The following is a 19897-nucleotide window of genomic DNA, read 5'->3' as shown; positions in this document are numbered from 1 at the left end:
CCTTATAATTCTAAATAGCATCATAAGGTTAGTCTATAAATTAGACAGGAACATAAAATCTAGCTATAGACTACCGTACCATCGATTAGTTCAATGGATAATTGTGATCTCACTAGCTTTTCTTTCTTAGCTTTGGGTTGCTGCTTAATGGAGTACTCCATCTTCAAAGCTGCACTTTTTGACTCGGTAGTGTGGTGCCATACTAAGCTTAACGGGCCTTTCCCCTTTAAGGCTTTCGCACCTTTTCCTGACTGGTGTTGCTCGAAGCGTCTTGGTAGGTCATTGGTAATGCCACAATAAAGCGCATTGTGGCGATTACGGATCAGGTAAACGACCCAATCCGTATTTTTTGATTTATCTGACATCAGATAAGCGAGTTCACTAACTCTTTTAATTCAGCGAGTTCTTGTTTAAGGCTCGATACTTCACTTTCGAGTTCAGTTAATCGATCATTATTAGCTGGAGATGTCGAAGCAACAGGTGCAGAGGAAACAAACGCCTCAATGTCAACTTCTCCACTAAGTAGGTGTTGATAGCGAGACTCCCTTTTGCCTGCTTCACGCGGTAACTTCACAACTAAAGCACCCGCTTCACGTTGAGCAAGCGCATCGAGTACCGCTTCCACTTCTTTTACATCTGAGAATGACGCTAGACGGTTGGTACGCGTTCTAAGTTCACCCGGGGTTTGCGCGCCACGTAACAACATACAACAAATAACACCGCGCTCTTGCTCAGTAAATTGCAGGTCACCAAACTCGGTATTACAAAAGCGATGCTGGTATTTACTCACGCGGCTGTTAAAACTGCTTTCATCGCTCACTAAACGGCGAGAAATAAGCCCTTCAACCGTATCTAAAACTTCAGCTTCCGACAAAGCTAACACTGGTTCGCGGTTGCTCTTTTGATTACATGCAGTAGTTAAACTATTCAAAGTCAGAGGGTAGTGATCAGGGGTCGTCACCTCTTTTTCAATCAGACAACCAATTACACGTGCTTCTACTGGGGAAAGCTCAACATTCATACCTTTTCCTTATTATTCGTCTACGAATCCATCCAAACTTTTGCTCATTTCTGATGAGCAAAACATTAATGCTCGGACAAAATAGGGACTTTCTTCTTTCGGCCTTGTTCATCAATCATAATAATCTTAGAACGGTTTAACTCGATTTCGATGACTTCAAGCTGCTTACGCTCTTTGACGTAAGCACTTCTGATTCTTTCTTGATCTGGTGACAAGTCAATGTATTGCTCTTCATCATCAAACTCGTCGTGCAATTTCTGCTGATCCATTAGTATTTTCATTCAGATAGTTTTTCTGCTTTGGATAATATCGTGATACATCAACAAAACACAATCACCGCTCGGCGAGATTGATGATTATTCAGTCAACTCCATGTGTGCTTTGATCTAAAGACTGTTACATCACGTTTTGTTGTGCTTTAATCGTCGTCAGACAACGTATTATCAAGATTAGGAAAAGGAATCTATGAGCAGCGTATTTGAAATCGTTAACCAAGCACGTCGTAAGAACAAACTGAAACGTGAACTTCTAGACAACGAAAAGAAAGTTCGTGACAACCGTAAGCGTGTTGACCTACTGGATAACCTACTGGACTACATCAAGCCAGAAATGTCTCATGACGAGATCTTAGGTATTATCAAAAACATGAAAGCGGACTACGAAGATCGCGTTGATGATCACATCATCAAGAGTGCTGAAATCTCTAAAGCACGCCGTGACATCAGCCGTCGCATCCGCGAACTAACTGAAGAAGACAAGCAAACTCAAGGTAAAAAATAACCTGAGCGAACAGTCTTAAAACCCACCTTCTGGTGGGTTTCTTTTTATCTGCAGTAACCACATCCTAATTCGTTCCTCTCCCCCTATATCATCGTTTTTGTTATTGACGTCTATACTCAGAGTTCATTCATTCGTATGGATTATGTTTATGAGCTTAAGCCTATTGTTGAGCCTTCTAGTGATTAATTCACAGCCGATGCCAGAAGAGTTCTCCAAACTCTATAGTGTTGAAGAGGAGCTTTCTTATGATGATTTGGTTGTCGATGTTCATGGGTATAAAGTACCAACGCGCACCGCTTTTCAAGGTTGGGTATTACTCAATCACGCGGAAGACAAAATCAAGAAAATTGGCAATCAGCTTCGTGATGCTGGAATCCAGCAGAGCATGCCGCTCCACTTAATTTTACTTCAAGGTACAGACTGGGTAATGAGTAACACAGCCCTATTCACTTTGCCGCACCGCGATCATATTTCAACAATGATCAATACACTTAAGTTCATTCAAGAATATATTGAACCCGAAATAGGTATAGTGATTCCTGTCTCTGGCGAAAGAACCGATATCTACAACAAACAGGCAGGGGGCGCAGCACGAAGTAAACATCTCAACTTTTGTGCATTAGACTTAGTTCCGTCACAAGAAATAGACCGCGCAGAACTTCATAAAAAGCTCATTGCCATACACAATAAAGTCGGGCAGAAATATGACGTTGGGTTAGGTTTGTATTCCGGATTACGTTTTCATATAGATACGTGTGGGTTTCGCCGCTGGTAACCTTAAGCTCACCTGACTAAATAAGTAAATGAGAGCTTGTGCATGTTACAAAACCTTAGTAGGCTGAAATTTCATCAAATGAGAGATTCTATGAACACTAACTATTCTTACCTTTGGCTGTTACTTCTTATACCACGTAGCCGGTAGGATTAGTTATACCTGGCTGCGAGTAGACAGCCAGGGTTTCCCCTCTTTTGCTTTCGCTCGTAGCCCTCAACAAGGAAGCGAGCACATGTCAGAAAAAACCGTCGATAGCACTTTTGAAAATGCAACAACCTCAAGCCAATACAAACAAGGGCTTATTTTCGCACTTATCGGCGCTGCGCTCTTTTCAATTAAACCTGTTCTCATCAAGCTCGCTTATCAGTATGGCGGCGATGCCACGTCAATCATGTCACTAAGGGCATTTAGCTCACTGCCACTCTATCTGGTGATGCTGATTTGGAGCCTTAGAAGCGAACAAAATCGAAAACATATCCGTAATTATGGATGGCAAGCTGCTGCTATTGGCATACTTGGCTATTACTTAGCGAGCTACTTGGATATCACCGCACTAGCATCCATTTCTGCGCAATTAGAAAGGCTACTGATCTTCTTATTTCCAACTTTTGTCGTGTTATTAAGCTGGTGTTTTTATGGACAGAAGCCAAACAGAAAAACCGTTTCAGCCATTATCATCGGTTATCTAGGGATCAGCCTAATTGTAGCGCACGATTTTTCGTACCTAGGAAGTCAAGTATGGTTTGGTAGCGGCCTTGCGATAAGTTCCGCTTTTATTTTTGCGTGTTACTTAATCTTAAGTAAACGGATCATCACTGCGATTGGCAGCCAGCTATTTACAAGCATCGGAATGGGGAGTGCTGGAGTCACTATCTTGATTCACTTGCAGGTATCAGGTTTAGACATGACTTCACTCAATCAAGAGCTAGTTATTCTAGGCGTGGCCTTAGGGATTTTTTGTACCGTACTGCCCTCTTATTTTGTCGCAGCAGCAATGGCCCGACTCACACCTTCGCTATTGAGCTTAACCAGCAATATCGGTCCTGTCATTACCGCTATTTTTGCAATCGCTATCTTAGGCGAACCTTTCACTATGTTTCATGCCGCTGGAATGACACTGGTAATCTTGTCGATTATTAAACTGAAATAAAGAAAAACCCACCAAGTTTTCACTTGGTGGGTTTCTGTTCTTACTCGCAGCAATCCAGCTACTAATAGGTGCTCCCTGCATCTATTCCTTGATAGTGTGCTGTATCCTTCAGCGCATTCCTTTTCATCGCCATCCTAGCGGTGTCCTCGGCTATCCTGCCTGCCAACTATCCTAGTTAGCTCACATCACTTAATCCTTAAGTGGTGTCCTGTTGCATCCTTTGCAGATAATTCATCCTGAATCATCTAATCTTCGTCCTGAAGATGACCTATCCGTGGGTCTTTCCTGTTCCGTGTCTGCTTCCTGCTGACAACTTAATAATAAGGTATTTCCCCCTTCCCTCAATCGTCAATTTCTCAAACAATCGAGAGCCCAAACAATAGATAAAATATATAACCCTTATTAATCAGCAAATTACAAGCATCCACTAACAATCTGCTTAGTAATTTCTAGTCATGCTCGCACTCATTTGTAAGAGATATCTCACACGGTGCTTGGTCATTATCCAAGTCAGGCATTTCGCTCACCAAGCACCAATTGACACCTTTATGTCATAATGACACCGTAACCACACATGTAAATATGACTACACACTTCAGAAAAACACAACTAAACCACTGATAAATAAAGACATTAAAATCTGGCACAGTTCTCGCAGTACTTGAAATAAGATTCAATTCTATTTGGAGTTCAAAATGAACAAAATGACTCAACGCTTCAAAACTCTACTTTCAGCATCTAACGCACTTTTAGCTGTAACCGCTCTATTAATGGTGGTCAGCGTCATTATCTCTTACCCATTAGCCGACCAGTTTTCTATTCCAGTCCAAATTGCCGCCCACATCAGTACTATCCTGATTGCTGCAATATTGAAAGTTAGCTATGTAGTGAGGTGCCTAGCTCAATACAATCTAGGCTTAGAAGTGAGATAACGAATTGATGAGGTAAACCGACACATACTGCGGTTTACCTCCTTAAGCTAGCTGTAGATTGTCGAATAAATCGTACAGTTGATGGGATTTGTAAGGCTTTGGCAGATAAGCATCCATCCCAGCTTCAAAGCAATGACGAATGTCTTCATCGAGAACACTGGCTGTTAAAGCGATGATCGGTAGCTTCGCAACACCTTGTTCTTTTTCCCATTGGCGAATCGTTTTTGTCGCTGTTATACCATCCATCACTGGCATCATACAATCCATCAATATTGCATCAAACTCCCCTCCCTGAGTTATTGCATCAACGGCTTCTTGACCATTACTGGTAATCAAATACTCGTAGCCCGCTTTTTCTAAGAAGAAACTGGCAATTTTCTGATTCATCAAATTGTCTTCCACGATCAAAATACGTCGATTAGCTGAGCGCTTCATTTCCACTTCAGGAACTGGCTCAACATTATCGTGTTGCAGAAGATCTAAACGGTCTAGGCTCGTTTGGAAACGCTTTCCTAGGAATGGCAATGTGTGTGTTGCATGTACACTGTCTATGTTGGCCGCAGACTTAAACAAGTGGTGTTGGCAAACAATCACTTTACTCAAGCTTTGGTGTTGGCTTAAGAACTCAAGGTCCCCTTCAAGCGAGTGATGCAATGTGTGACAGTACAAGATCAAGTCATAGTCCGTTCCTTCAAACTGGGCAGTTTGGACTGATTGAGCTAAGGAAACGTCAATACTGTAGCTGTTACATTCCCGTTTAAGCTGATCGACATAATTAAACGAGTTCGTAATGATCAATGCTTGCTTAAGGTTGGTGTACATCGCCAAAGAGGTTTCAACGACATCAACCAAGATTTCAAATTTGAAGGTAGATCCAACGCCTTTGACCGAAGAAGCGTCGATTGTCCCTCCCATCAAATCTACCAATTGACGACAAATCGCTAGCCCCAACCCAGTGCCACCGAATTGGCGAGTGATACTGCCATCTTCTTGGGTAAATGGTTCGAAAATCGATTCTAGCTTCTCATCGTCAATCCCTACTCCGCTATCTTTAACACTGAATTCAACAATACCTTTCGTGGCTGAAATAGGGAGATACTGAACTGAAGTAGTAATGGTTCCTGCTGGGGTGAACTTGATGGAGTTAGACAATAAATTGGTCAGCACTTGGCGCAATCTATACTCATCAAACAGCAGTTGCTGCGGCAACATTGGATCTAGATTAATCTCTAGCTCAATATGTTGGCTAATCGACTTGGAAAGAATAACACTCACAGAGTCGTAAACGGTTTCTTTCAGATCTGCATTATGAGGCGTTAAGGTAAGGTTTCCTGACTCGATCTTAGACAAATCTAAAATGTCATTCAGTAGCACCAGTAGAGACTGGGATGATGAATCGATGTCCGCTAAAACTTCTTTCTGATTGGCATTTAAATCACTTTGGGAAAGGATTTCGGCCATACCGATAATACCATTGAGCGGCGTTCTAATCTCATGTGACATATTCGCCAAAAAGGCACTCTTGGCTTTGTTTGCTGAAATCGCATCTTCTTTGGCTGCGATGATCTCATGGATATGTTGTTGCTCCGCAGCCATGATTTGGTTCACTTTACGGGCGAATACCGCCAGTTCATCGCTTCCATCCACTTGAATTTGTTTCAGCTCCCCTTCACCACCGTTGTGTTGTCGCATTGTTTCAACGATACGTGAAAGCTTGCGGTTCAAGCGCAGAGAGGTAGTGGTGCCGATAATGAGCATGAAGAGCGTCGAGAAAGTCACAATCGAAGTAATCAACGTATTGTGCCTCTGATCTTGCTTGATACCATTTTGGATTTGTTCATCTAACCCGTTGGTATATAGAACAATTAGTTCGGTAAGTTGATTGTGGCGCTGCTCCAGATTCTGAATATAGTTTAAGAGTACCTTCGAAGACGTTGTCTGGCGAAGAATACTCTCTCGCATTGACAGCCCAAGTTGATATTCTTCTTGTGAAAATATGGCCAGCAGTTCATTGATTTGTTCTGAAGTCGCACCTAACGATAAAAAGTTCTCTAAATATTGAGTTTGCCTTTCGACTGCTTGATAGAAATAACTGATCTTTTCATTTTTACTCGCAGGATCTAAGTAGATGATATAACTAAGCCATGCCTCACGTTGAAGCCAAAATGTAAAGTTACTTAAGTCTAGAAATAACTGATCAGTCCTCGCAATTTCTTTATCTGAAATATTAGAGTCAATTCGAGTTAGCTCTAACAACAAATCCTGCATCACATCGAATGCCCATTCACCCACAAATACTTGGTCTTGAACATCCGTTTTCGCAAGCTCAGCTAGCACTTCTGCCAATTCATCTAACACTGCCGATAGCTGAGTCGAACCTTGATATTGCGTCAGCTTGTTTTCAAGCTCAGTAATCCCTTGCAGGTTGCTAATACTTTGATTTATAAAATAAGAACGAGACTGTAGCTCGGGGTTGATCATCAAAGCGTTATAGATGTTGTTGGTAAGAGAGCCAAAACCGTGGAGTGCCTTTGTCTTGATCAAAGTCACTTCAAAATTTTGCATTCTCTCTTTGTTGTTAATTACCTCATTTATACTAAAGCCAATTATTATAATTGCGGGAACGATAGAAAGTAAGATAAGACGCAATTTTATTGATATATTTATCATTATAATAATCACTCCCTTCCTTGAAAGTAATTTCACCTAGCCTATGGTAATAATAGACAATAAATAAATGTTGAACCGCCTAAATGGATTTAAGGTAAATAATAATTTATGACAATGAAGTCATTTTGGTCATATTTCGTCGCTCCACTAGCAATATTTGCCTTCTCTCAATCATACGCAGAGGAATACGCTGTCATATCCCTAAATCACGACTTAAAACCTTTAAAAAAGGTTCAAGTCAAAATGCTGTATAAAGGGAATATCACTTCTATCAATGGCAACAGTGCCAAACTGCTTGATCTCCCATCTGACTCAAATATAAGAAAAAGGTTTTATTCTTCCCTTCTGAATAAAAGCCCTTCTCAAATGCAGTCTATTTGGGCAAAGCAATCTTTCTCTGGCCGCGCCACCGCCCCATTTGAACTAAAAAAGAATGACCTTAACAGTGTCATCAACTGGCTTAAAAAAACACCTACGGGCATCGCCTATTACCCGCTACAACACTTACCAAACAACGTCAAAATACTCTATACAATAAAAATTAAGGAAGAGTTATGAAAAAATACTTTCTACTCTTGTTGGCTACCATCTCCCCCGTTTCATTAGCGGCATTCCAGCTCACTGATGACATACGGCTTAGCGGGTTCGGAACACAAACCGCGGTTGTTACCGACCAAAGCATTCCCGTGTTCTACCACTCCAATTTTACTGATGAATGGTGTTACGACTGTGACACCACGCTGGGCGTTCAGCTTGATTGGATGATGGGTGGAAACTTTCGGAGTTCTGTCCAGGTGGTAAAGAGCCCCAAAAACACCTATTCAGATCCTGATTTAGAATGGGCGTATGTGGCTTACCAATACGCCGATACAACGACGAAGATTGGTCGACTAAGGCTACCTCTGTTCATGGTTTCCGAATACTACTACGTGTCAGAGGCTTACCCTTGGATTAGACCGCCCCAAGATGTTTACGACAGCATATTCGGCTTAACTTACTTTGATGGTATATCAGTGGATTGGAACACTTGGATTGGAGAAAGCCTTTCACTGCGTGTCGCTCCATTTTTCGCCACCCCCAGCACTTCTACTCATGAGCGCTACGGGTTTTCCTTTGATATTGAAGCAGACAAAACCTTAGGCTTTACCGCTGATCTAAACAATGAACATGGGTTGATTCGGATGTCATATATTCACTCCTCTTACGTTCAAGACATACACGGCGGGCCAAAGGTTAACGATCAACTCAATATGTTCAGCATTGGTGGGCAGTACTTATGGGGTAACGTGAACCTAATGTCGGAGTTTGTGTTTTCTAATGAGCTACATTCCAATTGGTATTTCAGCATGAACTATCTATTTAACGAGTGGACCCCTTACATCACTTATGGCCAACGTAGGAAATTAGACGACAATGAGTCTTTGATTATCGGTGCCAAGTACTCAATTATTGCGAATTTGAGCGCATACCTTGAATGGCAACATGTCTGGGGAAGAGAAGAACCGAATAGTGGACATTTCTCTGAACCTCAAAATCCACTCAACGGAATTGAAACAGAAGTGAACGTGTATTCGATCGGCCTATCTTTCACATTCTAGGCATTTTACGTGCTACATATCACAGTAAAATTCATAATATTGCACACAGACATCAATATAGATTGAAGGTGATCGTTATCATCGCAAATTAAGTGGTATTCATTAAAAAAGTCAATAGGTGAAACACCCTACAAAACTGTGACTATCATCCTATTAACAAGTTAAAACCAGTCGAATCAACTGCTTTTATTTTTCCTAGCAGAATAAGCGTTTAGCCCTTACAATCCTGCCACATAAAAATTACAACTTAAGTACACCCTATATCAAGGCTGCTAGCAGCGATTAAGACTGTCATTCCTTGATGATTAAATCCCCACAGCACACTTACCACCCTACACCTCGTAAGTGATGCATAACTAACGTGAAAAGGTCCCGAGTTAAGATGAGCCCTGAAAAGCACCTTCAAGACTGGCAAACGAGCCAAACGATTGCTGAATCCATTTCTCCTGTATTAGGTCAACTTTATCGCCAAAAAGGCGTAGAAGTTATCCTCTTTGGTAAAACGCTAGTCAACGCAACGACTATCGACATTATCAAAGCTCACCGAGTTGCTAGACGCTACACCGGATCATCTCTTACTCCTGAACAAACAATGCCTATCATCCAACACCTTGCGACAATGGAACTATCTCCAAGCCGCATTGATGTCGGCCGTTTGGCTCATGAATTCTGGCAAGATCGTGAAGACACCGAAGGCTTAGGTGACTTCCTTCAAACTGCTCTTATGGGCGCTTTAACTGGCGACGTAATGACAGAACCTCGCGACGTAGTGCTATACGGCTTCGGTCGTATTGGTCGTCTACTGACTCGCCTGCTAATTGAAAAGAGTGGCCCTGGCTACCCACTTCGTCTTCGTGCAATCGTAGTTCGTGGTGGCAAACAAGGCGACTTGGAAAAGCGTGCAAGCTTGCTACGTCGTGACTCTGTACACGGCCAATTCAACGGCAGCATTGTGGTTGATGAGCAGCGCAAAGCGATTATCGTTAACGGTAACTACATTCAAGTTATCTACGCGAACAAACCTGAAGATATCGACTACACCACTTACGGCATTAACAACGCGCTTGTTGTTGATAACACAGGTGTATGGCGTGATGCTGAAGGCCTAGGCCAACACGTTGCGTGTAACGGTGCTGATAAAGTACTGCTAACCGCTCCAGGTAAAGGCGACATCAAAAACGTCGTATTCGGTGTTAACGAAGACGTTATCCTACCTGAAGATACCATCATTTCTGCGGCAAGTTGTACAACCAATGCCATCACTCCGGTACTGAAAGCGGTACACGATAAATATGGTGTATTGTCTGGTCACATCGAAACGGTTCACTCATTCACGAATGACCAAAACCTGATCGACAACTTCCACTCTGGTGACCGTCGTGGCCGTGCTGCTTCACTAAACATGGTTCTTACGTCAACTGGCGCTGCTAAAGCTGTAGCGAAAGCAATGCCTGAAATGGCTGGAAAACTAACGGGTAACGCGATTCGTGTCCCTACCCCGAACGTTTCTATGGCAGTAGCAAACTTGAACCTTGAAAAAGGTACAGACAAAGAAGAGCTAAACGCATACCTTCGTGAGATGGCGCTGACATCTTCGCTTTCTGCTCAAATTGACTACACAGATTCTACAGAAATCGTTTCTAGCGATTTAGTAGGCTCTCGCCACGCGGGTGTGGTTGATGGTGTTGCGACAATTGCACAAGACAACCGTGCTGTACTGTACATTTGGTATGACAACGAGTTTGGCTACAGCTGCCAAGTTGTTCACTGTATGGAGCAGATGATGGGCGTTCGTTACAAGACTTTCCCAGCCGCTTAATTCAGCTTCGGAAGATATAACTTAGCCGCTTTGACAGCGGCTAAGAACAGACTCCACAACATAATAATGATAAAGATATTGTTCTAGTTGTGATGAACTAGAACAATCACCCCCAATCTTGCCGCTCAGGGATCTGAGCGGCTTTTTTGGTTCATTTGTATTGGTTGTTGTCGAGGTATCATTATTGAAGTGACAATTACTGAGTTAACGTTTTCAATAGCTGTTCTGCTGGGCGTACAGTCGCCACAATCGCTTCATCGTAGATCTTCGCAGCTTCGCTTAAGATTTCTTGATACGCTTTAGCATCTTCTTTACGAACCTTCTCACCTGCTTCTGCTTTACCAATTAAGGTCAATGCAAGATCTGCTACTTGAATCGTTTTATCAGCGATGATCACGCTATCGACTGAGGCAACGTGGTTAGCAAGTACCGGCTTAGCAGACTCCGCTGCCGATTTCGCTGTATTGAAGTGCTCGCCCAACGCTTGTAAGGCTGCTTTATCACCTTTAGCGTAAGCTGATACTAAATCTTCCATTTCGTATACTGCGTAGCTTTCGACAACAAGTGCGTCAACGAAACGGTTCAAACGCTCATGTTGGTTATACAAATCACCGTGGTTTTCAGTCGAAATCCACTTCTCCCAGTTTCGCGCATAGTACTGAGCTGGCTCCGTGTACTTCGCTAACTGTTGCAATGCTCGAATGTCTTGCCCTTTTGCAAGGCGCTTCAATAGCATGTCAGCATTCGCATGGTGACGTAGGCCAACAGACACTTCAGACCATGTATCCATTACCTGCATACGTTCATACATGCTGCGCTCATCCGTTAGCTCTTGATTCGACCACAAGCGTTCTGCAATCGCGTAGCTACGTGGCCACAAGTATTGCTCAACAGTATGCGTGTCTTTGTTTTCAAGCCACATAGTGATTTCACCACCTAAAATCAGCTCTTTTTCTTTTTCCGTCAGTTCAGCAGGGTAGCCACCATTTGGCTCAGGAATCACACTACCTTTGATATCACTGCTTGCGATTACTTTACCCGTGGTAGGCCAGCGAACATTACCAATCAGTTGATAGCTTCCAGCATCAAAACCTTTCGCGTTTAAGTCCAAATTGAACTCTGTGTACGACATAAAGTTGTCAAAATGGCCAACGAACTTCTCACCCGGAACGTATTCTTTGATGAAGATTTCTTCACGAGACTTACCGTTGTAATCTGAGAAAGCGCGGAAAGAGCCGTCTTTCGCTTCGATAATCGATAATGTTCCTTTACGTGGGCCACCTTTCGTTCTTGGTTTTTCCCACTGATATGTTACAAACTTCTCGCCATCATGGACTTTATCGTCAACCGTGATACCTGTTGGAATAGGATCATTACGGTAGTGGTAACTGGTTGGTTGAGGCTGATCTAAGTAGTAGCCTGTCGAAAGGATCCCTTGGTAGCCTTCTTTCGCTGCTCGGCCGATACTGTCGTGCCCTTGCCAGCTTTGAATAACAATCGACGTTGGTAGATCTTTATGCCAGATCTCATCCCAGCCCGTCATTTTCTTGCCGCGCTCTTCTAACATCTTCTCAACTTTAATGTTGAGGTACGACTGCAAGCCTCGTTCGCCATCAATATTGTTATCTGCGATAAATTGTTGGTGCTTCTCGCTGTTTTTCCACTGCGAGTAATTTGGCTCATCACCACCGATATGGAAGTACTCATCAGGGAAAAGCTCAACCATTTCATCAAACACGTCACCAAGCATCTCATACAGCTCAGGGTTCAACGGATCCATCAGTGGTTCAAATACGCCCCACTCACGCTGCTGCTCATAGCTTTGCCCTTCGCCGCCCGACATTAAGTGCGGATAGGCGTGCGCGACGCCCGAAGAGTGACCAGGAAGCGATACTTCTGGAATAACGCGAATACCTAAGTTACGTGCGTACTCAACTAAATAGCGAACTTGATCTTTGGTGTAGTAATTACCGTCTGAAGTTTCAGACCATAAACGTGTCCAGCTATCCGTTTGAATTCGAATGCCTTGGTCATCCCAGAAGTGCCAGTGGAACACGTTCATTTTCGCAGAAGCCATAGCGTCTAGCTGACGAAGCAATACTTCAAACTCTACGAAGTGACGTGAGGTGTCGTAAGAGATACCACGCCAACGGAATCTTGGTTCGTCTTGAATCTCAACTTGAGGGATGTAGTAACCTTCAGAAGTCGACTGAACGAGCTGTAACAGCGTTTCGATACCACGGATAGCTCCGTAAGGACTCTCAGAACTTAAAACGATCTGCTGACCTTTGGTTGTGATCTGATACGTTTCTACCGAATCAATGTTTTGGGTTTTAGCTTTAGGCGCTGAATCAACATCGATGATCAGATTCGCGTCTTTTTCATTGTCAGTACGCCAGTTCAGTGTAGGGACACCAGTTTGACGTTCAAGACGGTCGATAAAGCGTTTCGCTGTAAAATCTACACGCTCTGAGTTGTAACCTTTAATGAAGACTTTAAAGTCGCTATCAATATTTACTTTGCCCGATTTTAGTTCCACTTCTTGCGGGTAAGGCATCAGATTCAAATCGGTATTAGGTGCCATTGCAAATGCCATTGGCGCTGCCATTGAGCTAGAAATCAATAGAGACAATATAGTTTTTTTCATTCTGTTTAATCCTATTAATATAAATACTAAATTTGTTTGTCCGAGCGTTATCACATAACGAATCGTCGCTCGGATATAGAGATAAATAGATTCCAGATTTGAATAAACACCGTGAATTGAACTCGGTAGGGTTCATTCCAATCAATAAGGTTTATTCAAAGTGATATTTTTCTTTCAAGTTGCTAATCGTTAGAAAGCAAAGTTAACGCCTACACGGAATCGCCAGTCGGTTTTATAGTCATGCGATGCCACTTTGTCTGCATCGACAACTTCCGCATAAGGTCTTACGGTCGGCTTCCATTTGTAAACCGCTTTCACTGTATGCTCACGCGCGTTCAGCTTTCCTGTTGCTAACTCATTTGTGTGATGAGTAATTTGGTCGAAATAAGTAAAGGCATAAGAGATCGTGTAGTGGTCTGTGTTGTACCCTGTCCAAATATCGTAGCGATGGCGCTTCGCGGTTTCTTCCTCATCGTAATCATTCACTAAAGCTTCCGTAGAAAAGTCGTAGCGATAGCGACCATGCACAAACAAGCCATTATCAAAGTTGTAATTCAGCTTTAAATACGGCATCAAGAATGTGTTGGATCCTTGAAAGTTCATGACTACACCAGGGTTTAGCATAAAATTGTCGTTAATTGAGTGGGTGTAGTAATGCGTAAACTCGGTATTAATTACTTTGGTTTCGTCATACGCTCCAGCGGCATGCCTTACATTAGTTAGCGTTTCTAACCCGTATCCATTATCAAAGTGGTTCCCTACAATAAACCGGCTTCTTAATTGATCGGTTGTACTACGATACTCAGAACGTAGATCAACATATCCGCCAGCCGCCGCCGTCATTGGTAATACTGCTAATAAAGCTACACTAAGTGATTTTTTCATTATTTCTTTTTCCTAGAAGTAAAAAGCAACCCCACGTGAATGATTCACACGGTTTAAATAAATACTTAGATAACCTGTTGTTCTTATTTTATTCTTGGTGAGTAATATCCATAACACCAATAAATAGATTGGGCTTTGTTAGTTATTATTATTTTGAAATGTATTTTTAGTATTGCCTCCACTATATAATTAGCGGAGGCAAATTGAGGTATATATTAGTTGGTTTGAGTTACTGGGCGATTTGATGATTTATCTTCTTCCAGCACACCAGAGTCAGACAGTTCCATTTCCATCAGTGCACGCTCATCATCAAGAATTGCTTGCGCCATTTCAGGTGTCACTTCATTAGCAGGAGTCACTAAGCTCACTACAACACCAGCAATTAAGGCAAATAGACACGATGGGATTACAGGGTTACCCCAGAATGCTGTTAGCTCAGGGCTTAGCATTACCGCAAACGAAGCGACTGATGCACCTGCCAGAGTTGCGATAGCACCTTGCCAGTTATAACGGCTCCAGAACTTACCTAACATACCGCAGACGAACATACCTGACATAACCGTTGAAATCATCTTAGTGATGTAGCCAATAATGTCGTTTGAAGTCAATGCGAACAGTAGTGCGAACCCGATAACTACAATCAGAGCTAAACGTGAGTAGTTCAGCATTGACTCTTTGTTTGGTACGCGGCCAGTAAACATTACGTAGACGTCACGCAGTAAGATAGATACACCTGCAATCGCATCAGAACTTGCGCTCGACATCGTTGCAGATAGTCCAGCAATAAGAACAATCATACCGATGCCAACAGGTAGAACCGTTGCAGCAATGTAAGGGAATGAGAAGTTCGGGTTATCTAGCGTTGGGTCAATCGCATGAGCAGCCATACCGATGATTGCCGGGATGATTGAGAAGAACAGGTACAACACACCAGACGCTACGAATGAGCGGCGGATAGTCGATACATCTTTACCTGAGTAAATACGCTGACGGAAAGATGGAGTAGCCAGAACACCAACACCGATTACAACCGCTAGTGAAATCGCTGGAATCACACCAAGTTTTTCAATTGCTAGGAAGCTTGTTGCTGCTGGGTCCATCGCCGCGTATAGGTTATCCATGCCACCAATGTGCTCAACAGACAGAACCGCCATTAGGATGAAGCCTGCGAACAAGATGATCGCTTGAATTGTGTCAGTCCATACTACAGCTGTGTAACCGCCAATAACTACGTAGATGGTAAAGGCTGCTGCAATGATGACTTTCGCTAGGTTTAGGTCGATGTCAGCGATCCACGCTAAGTACATACCACCACCAAGAATGTGCGCGCCTAACCAACCGATAGAAGCGATGAAGATCAGTAAACCGACCACGTTCTTAACGATACGATTTGCGCCAACATAGTACGCCAGTTCTTCACTCATCGTCATGAAGTTAAGCTTTCTTACCGGTGCGAACCATAATGCAAGTAGCAAAATACCAATCGCGCCGCCGATACCGTATAAAGCGCCAGCCCAACCGTTCGCGTAACCAAAACCAACCGCGCCCATACTAGAGCCAGTACCAACCATAGTGGCAACAGTAGTACCTAGTACAAGGAATAAAGGAAGGCCACGTCCACCTAGTAGAAAGTCTTCACCCGATTTTTGATTACGGGAAACAAACCACCCTAACCAAATTAAGAAACAAACGTACAAGCCGAAGCCTGTTAGAAAAAGCGTACTATTCATTAAACACCTCTCAGTGAGATATAGAATTCAATCCTGAATTCATTTTCTATATTTATTTAATTGAATGTTATTTTATTAATTTCAATTAATTTATATTTGTAGGGAGAGAGTATTGAGGGATAATAACAGGGAGCATAACCCCTCAATACTTTAATAATTCATATCTGTGATATTTAGCGGCGATCTTGTTTGTAACAAGTTACGTCTACTTCAACTTTTACATCCACTACTAAATCACACACCATGCAAATACGTGCAGGTGGATGCTCACCAAAAAACTCTTTAAATACTTTATTAAATGATTGGAAATAACGAGAATCGGTTAATACCACTTTTACGTGTACTACATCTTCTAGTGAGTAACCTGCTTCCGACATAATATCGACACAGTTTTGAATGGCTAAGCGTGACTGATCAACGATTCCACCTTCAACCACTTCACCGTCTGTCATTGGTGTTTGCCCTGAAACATAAAGGAAGCCACCCGCCTCTGTCGCACGTGCAAATGGTAAATGTTGACCGCCAGTACCCGTTCCGCCTTCTACTCCGTAACGCTTAATCATTATTTGTACTCCAATTAAAATCTTTAATTACAAAACTGAATATCTGCCTCGCTCACTCTTATTCGCAAGCTGGCTTGTTGTCCTTCGATACCCCTACATGTCATCCAATGCGCCTCACACATGGTGGAATTTACCAGCGGAGGAAGTAGCGATATTTGATCTCTCAAGCAATGTAGTCATCTTACAATTCCCCTTAATTTATACAGTGATAAAACACACATTTACCCCGAACTTGTGTGATACTTTCCTACACAAATAAAGTAACAATAAGAATAAACACAATAAAAACAATAAGATAAACTTTGTTAGGATTCGATTTCAGATGTTAGAAATAGGCGAAAGCGTGTTAGTAACTACCCAAATTTGAGATCTAGGTCGCTATAAATAAGTAGGGATTACGGATAGAGAGAAAATTAGAGGTATCCACAAACAAAAAAGCCGCCCAGAAAACAAGGCGGCTAATATGAAGGCTGTTTATTAGAAAGGATTAATTGATAGCGATCTCTACGTCCGAGTCTATCGAAGACGAACAAGCAAGTACATAACCTTGCTCTATCTCGGCTTCGGTCAGGGTTTCAGTACTGGTCGACGTCACCGATCCTTTGGTCACTTTACATTTACACGACCCACAAATTCCACTTCGGCACGCAGCAATAACAGGTACTCCACCTTTTTCTAAACTATCAATGAGCGGGCTCCCTTTCTCGGCATTCAGCTCTACACCAAAGTCAGGAACAAAAACACTCACAGAGCTCGCTTCCTCCTGTGTGGTAGGCGTTGAGGTTACCTCAGATGTGCTTACTGCAGGCGTAAAGCTTTCCTGATAAAAGTTAGACATATTGAAGTCAATTTCTTTTAAGTAGCTTTCGACATCTTGCATGAAGCCCACTGGGCCACATAAATACACCGTTCTTTCTTGAATATCAGGGCTTAATTTCAACAACCAGTTTTTATCGAGTCGGCCTTGAGGACAATCTGTATCGGTATTGTCTTTCAGTAACAAACGTAAGTTAAAGTTATCAAATTGAGTATCTAGTGCCAGCAACTCTTGGTAGTAAATCGTTTCCTGGCGATTACGGGCCATATGAATGAAATCAATTTCAATTCCACTATCAAACGACAGCCAGTACTTAACCATGGCCATAACAGGAGTGATACCGCAGCCAGCGCTCACCAAAGTAACTTTGTTCGATTGAGACGGTAGGCAATCAACGCAATTAAAACCACCAGCTGGTTTCAGTACATCGAGTTCGTCACCTTCATCCAGTTCATCGACGATAAAATTAGAAACCAACCCGCCTTCTACACGTTTTATCGTTAACTTAAGGCTATTCTCATTAGGCCCAGAACTAATAGAGTACGCTCGATAGTCCAGCTTTTGCGGCATGTTCAAACCTAATGTAATGAACTGACCAGGTTTAAAATCAAATTTAAGTTCTTCATGAACACTACCCAGCTCTAAGCTGACGGTATCTGGCGTTTCATGCCATTTTTTTAGACAGATAAGTTCAATGGAATCACTTTCCGACCATGCGTGCATAACCACGTGACCTCTTGTTAGGGTGATAGGTATAGATACGAGAAAGCCCCAGCTTGCACTGAGGCTTATAACTGCAACTATTAGGCAGCTAAGATGTCTTTCAAGTCTTTCTCTGGAGTCGAGATAGCGCGCATATCAAATTCTTGCTGGATGATATTCAGCAAGTTCTCCGTTAAGAAAGCTGGCGCAGTTGGGCCGGTATAAATACCTTTCACACCTAATGCAAACAGTGTTAACAAGATAACTATCGCTTTTTGCTCGAACCAAGAAAGTACAAGAGTCAGTGGCAATTCATTAATACCACAATCAAACTCTTGAGACAGTGCAAGAGCTAATTGAATCGCAGAGTAAGCATCGTTACATTGACCTACATCTAACAGACGTGGAATACCATTAATTTCACCAAATTGGTTCTTATTAAAACGGAATTTACCACACGCTAGCGTCAGAATAACTGAGTCGTCAGGCGCCTGAGCAGTAAAATCTGTGTAGTAACTACGTTCCGCTTTATCACCATCACAGCCACCGACTAAGAAGAAATGCTTAATGTTACCTTCTTTCACTTGGTCGATTACGGCTGGTGCTGCAGCCATTAAGGCGTTGCGGCCAAAGCCGACAGTGATCATCTGCTCAATTTCATCATGCTGGAAGCCCGGTTGTGCTAGTGCACAATCAATCACTTCGCTAAAGTCATCCCCTTCAACGTGAGAAACACCTGGCCAGCCTACGATGCTACGAGTAAACAAACGATCGCGGTATTGGCCAATGTCAGGGTTAAGCAGACAGTTAGACGTCATGACAATTGCACCCGGGAAGTTAGCGAACTCCTTCTGCTGGTTTTGCCAAGCGCTACCGTAGTTACCCACAAGGTGGGAGTACTTCTTCAGCTCTGGGTAACCATGTGCAGGCAACATTTCACCATTGGTGTAAACATTAATACCCTTACCTTCCGTTTGCTGCAGGATTTTTTCTAAGTCATGCAGATCATGTCCAGATACAAGAATACAGTGCCCTTTCACCGTTTTGACGTTTACTGACGTTGGCTCTGGGTGACCGAATGTATCCGTCTCACCTTTGTCTAGCATTTCCATCACTTTGTAGTTCATCAAGCCAATCTGCATTGAGGTATCAAGCAGTTGTTTAAGATCGGTAGGATCTGTGCCTAAGAACGCCATGATTTCGTGGTATTCCCCTTGAATCTCTTCATTCGTTTGACCCAGTACTCGAGCATGCTCCATGTAAGCCGCAGCACCTTTAAGGCCGTACAAACACAACAAACGTAAACCAATCACATCTTCATGTTGAGAATCATGACCACGGTTCACTGCCGCTTGAGGTGCTAGCTCGATCAACGCTTGTGGATCGGTCGGTAAATCAAACTTCGCAGCAGGTGAAAGTTCTGGGATTTCAAAGCCCGCAATAATCGATGCCGCACGGACTTGTTGCTCTAATTTGTCTTTGTACTGATGTGATTGCTGCGCAAATTCAATGATTCGAGCAGGATCAAAGTTAACGTTGGTCAATGTCGCGAAGAATGCTTTTGGCGCCCATTCATCAATTTCTGAATCGATGACACCACACGCTCGGCCTAAACTGGCCCAAAAAGAAACACCTTGGAGAGAATGCACCAACACGTCTTGTAAGTCAGAAACTTCGGAAGTTTTTCCACACATGCCTTGCGAGAAAGAACAACCTTTTACGGTTGGGGTTTGAATCGTTTGTTCACATTGAATACAGAACATATCGGGCTCCAGTAATTTTATTTGCCTGTAAGTGCTTTGCTTACA

At 42.8% G+C, this 19897-nt stretch carries 17 protein-coding genes; 7 read left to right on the top strand and 10 right to left on the bottom strand.

The window, feature by feature from the left end:
* Window positions 1-59: 59 nt before the first annotated feature.
* The 3 genes from ELZ11_RS09700 to ELZ11_RS09690 all read right to left on the bottom strand — a co-directional run bounded on the left by ELZ11_RS09700 (window position 60) and on the right by ELZ11_RS09690 (window position 1290).
* Window positions 60-365: a GIY-YIG nuclease family protein gene (locus ELZ11_RS09700; protein WP_137357205.1), complete on the bottom strand. Its 306-nt coding sequence runs from the start codon at window positions 363-365 to the stop codon at window positions 60-62.
* Window positions 365-1021, bottom strand: coding sequence for a YceH family protein (locus ELZ11_RS09695; RefSeq protein ID WP_137357204.1), 657 nt, complete (start codon window positions 1019-1021; stop codon window positions 365-367). Before ELZ11_RS09695 ends, ELZ11_RS09700 begins: the two co-directional genes overlap by 1 nt.
* 65 nt (window positions 1022-1086) lie before the next feature.
* Window positions 1087-1290 carry a hypothetical protein gene (locus ELZ11_RS09690; RefSeq protein ID WP_137357203.1) on the bottom strand — a complete coding sequence of 68 codons (204 nt, stop codon included), beginning with the start codon at window positions 1288-1290 and terminating at the stop codon, window positions 1087-1089.
* Between the two features lie 196 nt (window positions 1291-1486).
* On the opposite strand from ELZ11_RS09690, the gene ELZ11_RS09685 reads away from it, so the two are divergent.
* The 4 genes from ELZ11_RS09685 (at window position 1487) to ELZ11_RS09670 (ending at window position 4658) form a co-directional block, all read left to right on the top strand.
* Complete coding sequence (locus ELZ11_RS09685; RefSeq protein WP_032550242.1) at window positions 1487-1801, top strand: DUF496 family protein; 315 nt, start codon at window positions 1487-1489, stop codon at window positions 1799-1801.
* Between the two features lie 148 nt (window positions 1802-1949).
* A complete protein-coding gene (locus ELZ11_RS09680) occupies window positions 1950-2576 on the top strand; it encodes a D-Ala-D-Ala carboxypeptidase family metallohydrolase (RefSeq protein ID WP_137357202.1) in 627 nt (208 codons plus the stop codon).
* 232 nt (window positions 2577-2808) lie between these two features.
* Complete coding sequence (locus ELZ11_RS09675; protein ID WP_137357201.1) at window positions 2809-3726, top strand: DMT family transporter; 918 nt, start codon at window positions 2809-2811, stop codon at window positions 3724-3726.
* Between the two features lie 695 nt (window positions 3727-4421).
* On the top strand, window positions 4422-4658 hold the full coding sequence (locus ELZ11_RS09670) for a hypothetical protein (RefSeq protein WP_137357200.1): 237 nt from the start codon (window positions 4422-4424) through the stop codon (window positions 4656-4658).
* A 42-nt stretch (window positions 4659-4700) separates the two neighbouring features.
* On the opposite strand, the gene ELZ11_RS09665 is transcribed toward ELZ11_RS09670, so the two are convergent.
* Window positions 4701-7328, bottom strand: coding sequence for a hybrid sensor histidine kinase/response regulator (locus ELZ11_RS09665; RefSeq protein ID WP_244291639.1), 2628 nt, complete (start codon window positions 7326-7328; stop codon window positions 4701-4703).
* A gap of 108 nt (window positions 7329-7436) precedes the next feature.
* On the opposite strand from ELZ11_RS09665, the gene ELZ11_RS09660 reads away from it, so the two are divergent.
* The 3 genes from ELZ11_RS09660 to ELZ11_RS09650 all read left to right on the top strand — a co-directional run bounded on the left by ELZ11_RS09660 (window position 7437) and on the right by ELZ11_RS09650 (window position 10745).
* Entirely contained in the window at window positions 7437-7886 is a 450-nt protein-coding gene (locus ELZ11_RS09660; protein ID WP_244291638.1) for a hypothetical protein, read from the top strand.
* A complete protein-coding gene (locus ELZ11_RS09655; protein WP_137357199.1) occupies window positions 7883-8926 on the top strand; it encodes a sulfate ABC transporter permease in 1044 nt (347 codons plus the stop codon). The genes ELZ11_RS09660 and ELZ11_RS09655 overlap by 4 nt, the downstream gene beginning before the upstream one ends.
* A gap of 382 nt (window positions 8927-9308) precedes the next feature.
* Window positions 9309-10745, top strand: coding sequence for a glyceraldehyde-3-phosphate dehydrogenase (locus tag ELZ11_RS09650; RefSeq protein ID WP_137357198.1), 1437 nt, complete (start codon window positions 9309-9311; stop codon window positions 10743-10745).
* A gap of 196 nt (window positions 10746-10941) precedes the next feature.
* Here ELZ11_RS09650 and ELZ11_RS09645 read toward each other — a convergent pair whose 3' ends face one another.
* From ELZ11_RS09645 to hcp, 6 genes are all read right to left on the bottom strand, one after another.
* Entirely contained in the window at window positions 10942-13392 is a 2451-nt protein-coding gene (locus ELZ11_RS09645; protein ID WP_137357197.1) for a family 20 glycosylhydrolase, read from the bottom strand.
* A 189-nt stretch (window positions 13393-13581) separates the two neighbouring features.
* The gene (locus ELZ11_RS09640) at window positions 13582-14277 is read right to left on the bottom strand and encodes an oligogalacturonate-specific porin KdgM family protein (RefSeq protein ID WP_137357196.1); all 696 of its coding nucleotides are present in this window, start codon (window positions 14275-14277) and stop codon (window positions 13582-13584) included.
* A gap of 215 nt (window positions 14278-14492) precedes the next feature.
* Window positions 14493-16007 (bottom strand): sodium:solute symporter family protein, encoded by a 1515-nt coding sequence (locus tag ELZ11_RS09635; RefSeq protein ID WP_137357195.1) that lies wholly within the window; start codon window positions 16005-16007, stop codon window positions 14493-14495.
* 173 nt (window positions 16008-16180) lie between these two features.
* A complete protein-coding gene (locus ELZ11_RS09630) occupies window positions 16181-16573 on the bottom strand; it encodes a RidA family protein (protein WP_137357194.1) in 393 nt (130 codons plus the stop codon).
* Between the two features lie 484 nt (window positions 16574-17057).
* The gene (locus ELZ11_RS09625; protein ID WP_137357193.1) at window positions 17058-18110 is read right to left on the bottom strand and encodes an FAD-binding oxidoreductase; all 1053 of its coding nucleotides are present in this window, start codon (window positions 18108-18110) and stop codon (window positions 17058-17060) included.
* Between the two features lie 80 nt (window positions 18111-18190).
* Window positions 18191-19852, bottom strand: a complete 1662-nt coding sequence (hcp, locus tag ELZ11_RS09620; protein WP_137357192.1) for a hydroxylamine reductase — start codon at window positions 19850-19852, stop codon at window positions 18191-18193.
* Between the last annotated feature and the right edge of the window lie 45 nt (window positions 19853-19897).

It is taken from the genome of Vibrio profundi (assembly GCF_005281835.1).
In the GTDB taxonomy this organism is placed as follows: Bacteria; Pseudomonadota; Gammaproteobacteria; order Enterobacterales; family Vibrionaceae; genus Vibrio; species Vibrio profundi.
This window is presented reverse-complemented; position numbering and strand designations above follow the sequence as displayed.

Coding starts and splice junctions, on each gene's coding strand:
- ELZ11_RS09625 (WP_137357193.1), bottom strand. CDS start 18,110: ATGCACGCATGGTCGGAAAGTGATTCCATTGAACTTATCTGTCTAAAA.
- ELZ11_RS09685 (WP_032550242.1), top strand. CDS start 1,487: ATGAGCAGCGTATTTGAAATCGTTAACCAAGCACGTCGTAAGAACAAA.
- ELZ11_RS09645 (WP_137357197.1), bottom strand. CDS start 13,392: ATGAAAAAAACTATATTGTCTCTATTGATTTCTAGCTCAATGGCAGCG.
- ELZ11_RS09640 (WP_137357196.1), bottom strand. CDS start 14,277: ATGAAAAAATCACTTAGTGTAGCTTTATTAGCAGTATTACCAATGACG.
- ELZ11_RS09695 (WP_137357204.1), bottom strand. CDS start 1,021: ATGAATGTTGAGCTTTCCCCAGTAGAAGCACGTGTAATTGGTTGTCTG.
- ELZ11_RS09650 (WP_137357198.1), top strand. CDS start 9,309: ATGAGCCCTGAAAAGCACCTTCAAGACTGGCAAACGAGCCAAACGATT.
- hcp (WP_137357192.1), bottom strand. CDS start 19,852: ATGTTCTGTATTCAATGTGAACAAACGATTCAAACCCCAACCGTAAAA.
- ELZ11_RS09680 (WP_137357202.1), top strand. CDS start 1,950: ATGAGCTTAAGCCTATTGTTGAGCCTTCTAGTGATTAATTCACAGCCG.
- ELZ11_RS09665 (WP_244291639.1), bottom strand. CDS start 7,328: ATGATAAATATATCAATAAAATTGCGTCTTATCTTACTTTCTATCGTT.
- ELZ11_RS09655 (WP_137357199.1), top strand. CDS start 7,883: ATGAAAAAATACTTTCTACTCTTGTTGGCTACCATCTCCCCCGTTTCA.
- ELZ11_RS09660 (WP_244291638.1), top strand. CDS start 7,437: ATGACAATGAAGTCATTTTGGTCATATTTCGTCGCTCCACTAGCAATA.
- ELZ11_RS09675 (WP_137357201.1), top strand. CDS start 2,809: ATGTCAGAAAAAACCGTCGATAGCACTTTTGAAAATGCAACAACCTCA.
- ELZ11_RS09700 (WP_137357205.1), bottom strand. CDS start 365: ATGTCAGATAAATCAAAAAATACGGATTGGGTCGTTTACCTGATCCGT.
- ELZ11_RS09690 (WP_137357203.1), bottom strand. CDS start 1,290: ATGGATCAGCAGAAATTGCACGACGAGTTTGATGATGAAGAGCAATAC.
- ELZ11_RS09635 (WP_137357195.1), bottom strand. CDS start 16,007: ATGAATAGTACGCTTTTTCTAACAGGCTTCGGCTTGTACGTTTGTTTC.
- ELZ11_RS09670 (WP_137357200.1), top strand. CDS start 4,422: ATGAACAAAATGACTCAACGCTTCAAAACTCTACTTTCAGCATCTAAC.